This is a genomic window from Paenibacillus sp. OT2-17 (genome assembly GCF_009827695.1).
Classification (GTDB): Bacteria; Bacillota; Bacilli; order Paenibacillales; family Paenibacillaceae; genus Paenibacillus; species Paenibacillus polymyxa_B.
This window is the reverse complement of record NZ_WUDQ01000290.1, coordinates 1-4,525: the sequence shown is the minus strand read 5'-3', so window position 1 is coordinate 4,525 and position 4,525 is coordinate 1. Positions and strand designations below refer to the sequence as shown.

6 protein-coding genes are annotated in these 4,525 nt (G+C 45.1%); 2 read left to right on the top strand and 4 right to left on the bottom strand.

All coding sequences use genetic code 11. The annotated features are described in order from the left end of the window. The coding region (locus tag GRP75_RS19715) for a hypothetical protein (protein WP_160790133.1) at positions 1-255 on the bottom strand (255 nt) is incomplete at its 3' end. Between the two features lie 389 nt (positions 256-644). On the opposite strand from GRP75_RS19715, the gene GRP75_RS19710 reads away from it, so the two are divergent. Further along, positions 645-884, top strand: coding sequence for a hypothetical protein (locus GRP75_RS19710; protein WP_013370782.1), 240 nt, complete (start codon positions 645-647; stop codon positions 882-884). A 128-nt stretch (positions 885-1,012) separates the two neighbouring features. Here GRP75_RS19710 and GRP75_RS29295 read toward each other — a convergent pair whose 3' ends face one another. Further along, entirely contained in the window at positions 1,013-1,162 is a 150-nt protein-coding gene (locus GRP75_RS29295; protein WP_023988262.1) for a hypothetical protein, read from the bottom strand. Between the two features lie 216 nt (positions 1,163-1,378). Here GRP75_RS29295 and GRP75_RS19705 point away from each other — a divergent pair, with 216 nt between their 5' ends. Further along, positions 1,379-2,398 (top strand): flagellar motor protein MotB, encoded by a 1,020-nt coding sequence (locus GRP75_RS19705; RefSeq protein WP_237449111.1) that lies wholly within the window; start codon positions 1,379-1,381, stop codon positions 2,396-2,398. A gap of 118 nt (positions 2,399-2,516) precedes the next feature. On the opposite strand, the gene GRP75_RS19700 is transcribed toward GRP75_RS19705, so the two are convergent. Continuing rightward, on the bottom strand, positions 2,517-2,855 hold the full coding sequence (locus GRP75_RS19700) for a L,D-transpeptidase (protein ID WP_023988260.1): 339 nt from the start codon (positions 2,853-2,855) through the stop codon (positions 2,517-2,519). Between the two features lie 82 nt (positions 2,856-2,937). Beyond that, positions 2,938-4,035: a ribosome small subunit-dependent GTPase A gene (gene rsgA, locus GRP75_RS19695; protein ID WP_160790132.1), complete on the bottom strand. Its 1,098-nt coding sequence runs from the start codon at positions 4,033-4,035 to the stop codon at positions 2,938-2,940. Positions 4,036-4,525 lie beyond the last annotated feature (490 nt).

Sequence of the window (4,525 nt, the reverse complement as noted above, 5' to 3'; positions counted from 1 at the left end):
CGAAAAAGCGCGCTGAATACGCACAGTACAGCCTTCCCGTAAGCCTGATCCTGTGAGTAGCTGGTTATCCCCCACCCTGAACCAAAGCCCTTCCGGGAACTTTGCTTCCATAATATATTGCATGCCTTCCGCCGGAGGCTCGCCGAAAATGCGCACACCCAGCATCAACTTTAAATGTTCCACCGAGTATTCATCAGCTACCTCGATGTCAAACCACTCTGTTTCCTGTCGTCCTGAAAGCACGGTCAGGATCATCTGTCATCCCTCCCGATCCTTAATATATGGCAAAGTTCACGCAAAAAGCCTATTTCAACGGAAATATGGCTATCGTAACTGTAGCATCCGACTATTAGACTGTCAATTTGTTACAAAATACCCACTCTAAAAATAAAACAGCGACTTTAGTCATATTCTCTCACATTAGTAGAGTCATTGGTATCAATAATATGTATTTAATCGTTTCTAATACGGCTATATACGTCATTTTGTCGATTAGTTAGAACTAAATTCGATTATTCCCTAGATTGTTGTGAACACTTTGTAAATTTTTCAGACCTTTATGTTTTTATAAGGTGTTTTTAAGGTAATTTTAAGAAACGGGCACTACAATAAAGCCATGAAATAACTCAGGCGAGGTGATTTTTGTGAGAACATTAATTACATTTCAAAACAAACGTATTCCCGTATACTTCAATCAAGAAAATAAGCAACCGGTACAAAAAACTTTAAAACTTCTAAGTAACACTTTGGAGAATAAAATCTCCAGCGGCAAACGTGCCCTTCAAAAATGTCTTAACTCTTTGATCAGTATAGAGATTGTCGGTTGTGAAGCCATCCTGCATAGCGTTAGTGAAAATGATTCATTGGCATTGTCCCTCTATTAAGAGGGACTTTTTTTTGTCCACATTAGACACAAAAAAGAGAGGGGCATTTCAGCACCCTCTCCATATCAGCAGCTTTGAAACATGATACATGTGACTTACCGCAGCTTATGCATTTGATCAGACTCTATTTAAAGTATTCTGCGATAACCTTTTTTACCGCCTCGTTCCTTATTCTGCGCCTTCTCAATCCGTATTCTAAACAGTTCTAGTAAATTAGCGCGTGTATGCTCTTCCCGGCAGTTGTCCAGCTTTTTTAAGATAAAACGGTCAATGGACATATGACTCAGGCTCCTTTACAGCAAGCTGCCCCTGCTTTTCAAGGGGATGATCAGGCTATCCATTTTTAACCATTCTGTACGTTGTTTAAACAGGTACGTTCCTTATAGGATAAAGCAGGCGGGATTACATACCCTTTAATTAGGGTAAATACATAAAGTTTCGAAAATTTTATCACGTTAAGCCTGGAAGCTATGGACAAGGAGCGAGCAGAAACCATGAGTAAACACATGATTACTAAAATAGGCTGGAACCTTTTATGTGCATTCTTAATCCTAACGATGCTGGCTGCATGCAGCAGGGAAAAAGCTTCAACCCGGAGTATGGCCCAACATGAAGCTGAAGCACGTGCCTACACCGTAACGGGTAATCCCAACCAAGGCGCATCATCCCTTGATGAAAGAGCTGCCAATCATACACCTGTTCATCAGCAAGGCAGCAGCTATGTCGAAATATCAGGTGGCGTTAGCATTGATAAAAATACCGTGAAAGTTACAGGACATTCCAACCTCCCAGCCGGAGCACGGATCAAAGGGAATCTTGCGGTCAAAAACTCCCTGTTAACTGGGTACACGGATGAGACCACTATTCAAAAGGACGGAAGTTTTGTACTCCGAGTGCAACGCCCTGGAATACAGGGCAGTATGGATCTGACTGTTCTGTTCCGTCCGGATGACCAAGACAATGAGATACGAAATCTGTATGGCAGCGGTGGCAACAAATTGGAAGGTCCTTATGTATATCAATACGAAGAAAACAAACAGCTTTTGCATGAAGTTCGGATTGGGGCTGAATTTGATCCTGAACAAGAACGCAATACCCCTTTAGTTAAGCCCGTCTGGAACAAACCTAAGGACTACGGTAGCCCTCAAGTGTGGATTAAGCCTGATGTGAAGCAAGAAGGTAACTATTATCATGTATATGCGCGCAGCAATTTGCTGGAAGGGTCAGACGTCAAACTCACGATTGATTTTCCGGGACGATGGCAGTTTGGCTATGATGATCAAACCAAAGTTATGCCTGACGGCTCCTTCAGCATGAGGGTCAAAAAGCCGAGCCTTGCCAACCGTTACACCATAGTCATAAGTTTCGAACCAAACGAAGATATGTGGACCAACGCCAAACAGGCGTATGGTACACAAGGAGAACGTCTTTCGGGACCGTTAGTCAAATCCGCAGACGACAAAGAGGGCTACAAACAAATTGAAGCCCGTATCCCTATCCAACCCAAATCGTAACTAAACACAGCATCTAACTTAAAGTTACGGCCGTTCGCCATGAAATACGCTTCACAGATACAGCCTATGACGCGGTATCCACGTCTGAGTAGATACAGAATCTAGTGTCGTCTAGCCGCTACGGCTGTATCGTGACTGGCGTGCCTATACTTACCTTTTCCTGAAGCTCAAGCACATCCTTATTCTGCATTCGAATGCAGCCATGTGACACCATCTTGCCAATGGACCATGGCTCATTGGTGCCGTGAATGCCATAATGCGGCTTGGACAGCCCCATCCAGAACGCTCCGAAAGGGCCGCCGGGATTGGGCTGTTTGTTAATAATCGTAAATTGCCCATGCGGTGTCTGTGTAGCCAGCTTGCCAATACCGACTGGATAACTAAGAACAATCTGATCTCCATCTTTCAAATATAAACGACGATCCGATAAATCCACCACAATGCTGTAGTTCGGCATATATTCACCCCTTTATACCCTATGCCGACTACAACATAGATTTTCTTATATTTTTACACTTGATGCTTCACTGCAGTTCGGCTTACCACTCCACATCACGTCGCCAGCCGCTTCGCTGATCCCTACGACCCGGGGTTGTGCTTGAACGGCTATCTTTCCTGCGCCGGTCAGCCTCCTTACGCGCCTGATATTCCAGTTCCCGCTGCATTTTGCGATAATTGTTCACTCTGGATTCCGACAATTTCCCTCTCTCTATAGCTTCCTCCACTGCACATCCAGCTTCGCCCTTATGCTTGCAATCTGCAAAACGGCACTGCTGCGCCGTTTCCATAATATCCGTAAAGGTATGAGCGACACCCATGGAATCATCCCACAGATTTAACTCGCGCATACCAGGTGTATCCAGCAAAACGGCTTGCTTTGCGATGGGAAAAAGCTGTCGGTGAGTGGTGGTGTGCCTGCCTCGACTGTCTTCCTCCCTCACATCCTGTGTCAGTTGAACTTCAGATCCGGAGAGCCAGTTTACTATCGTGGATTTTCCACTACCGGAAGAGCCTGTCAAAGCAACTGTACAGCCAGGTTGAAGAAACGCCTCCAGTTGCTCTCTGCCTTCGTTCTGCAAAGCAGAAATAACGATAACAGGTACACCAGGGGCAACTCCCTCCGCTTCAGCAACCCGTTGTTCGACATCTTCACAAAGATCACTCTTACTCAAAACGACAACTGGGTTTACCCCGCTGTTCCAAGCCATAATTAAATACCGTTCCAGTCTGCGCATATTAAAATCATGATTCAACGCATTAACAAGGAACAACGTATCCACATTGGTAGCGATCAGCTGTTCCTTCGTCTCAAAGCCCGCGGCCTGTCTAGATATTCGACTTTTCCGTGGCAAGACGGCATGGATGACTGCATCCGACACTTCATCTGGCGTAGTGATTGCTAGCCAGTCCCCTACGGCAGGCATTTCCGCCGGATCGACAATAGCATGTCGTAGCTTACCTGAAGCCGCTCCCCAGCGTTCTCCATCCATTGTGATAAGCTTCACCTTTTGTCCATAATCGGCAATCAAGCGGGCAGGACGTACCTGTGTATTTCCTACGCGTTCCTCAAAACTTTGCTTCCATTGGTCCCAAAAACCGTTCCAGTAATCAGACCAACCGTATTCATGTATACTCATTGTTTTCCTCCTGAAATCATTATTATTTTTTTGATCGTAGTGTTATTCGATCGATCGGTATACATTTTTCTCCCCGCATGCAAACAACGCAAAAAATCCGCAGGGGTTTCCCTGCGGAGGGTATACGATTCAGGCCGATGTGATCCGTTCGTTCACTTAAGCAAGCAGTCTTCACAGACCACTCCCCAGAACCAGCAACTGGATAACAAGACGCCTAACCATAAAAAATCCGCAGGGAATCACTCCCTGCGGATTTCGTTGGTTCTACTGCCAACCAACTGCTAAGCCAAGACTATAGATCTATACAGTCTTTAACCGTGCATCGTCCGTGCGGGAGACAAGTCATTCTGCTGCTGAACCCATCCATTCATGTTCGTACGCATATAACATCGCCTCCTCCTAAAATTTCCTTTATCATACAAGTCCATCAATTGTCTGTCAAGGCTGCCCACGAAACTTTTTTGAAATCTTTGTCAAGTTTCGTTTAGTG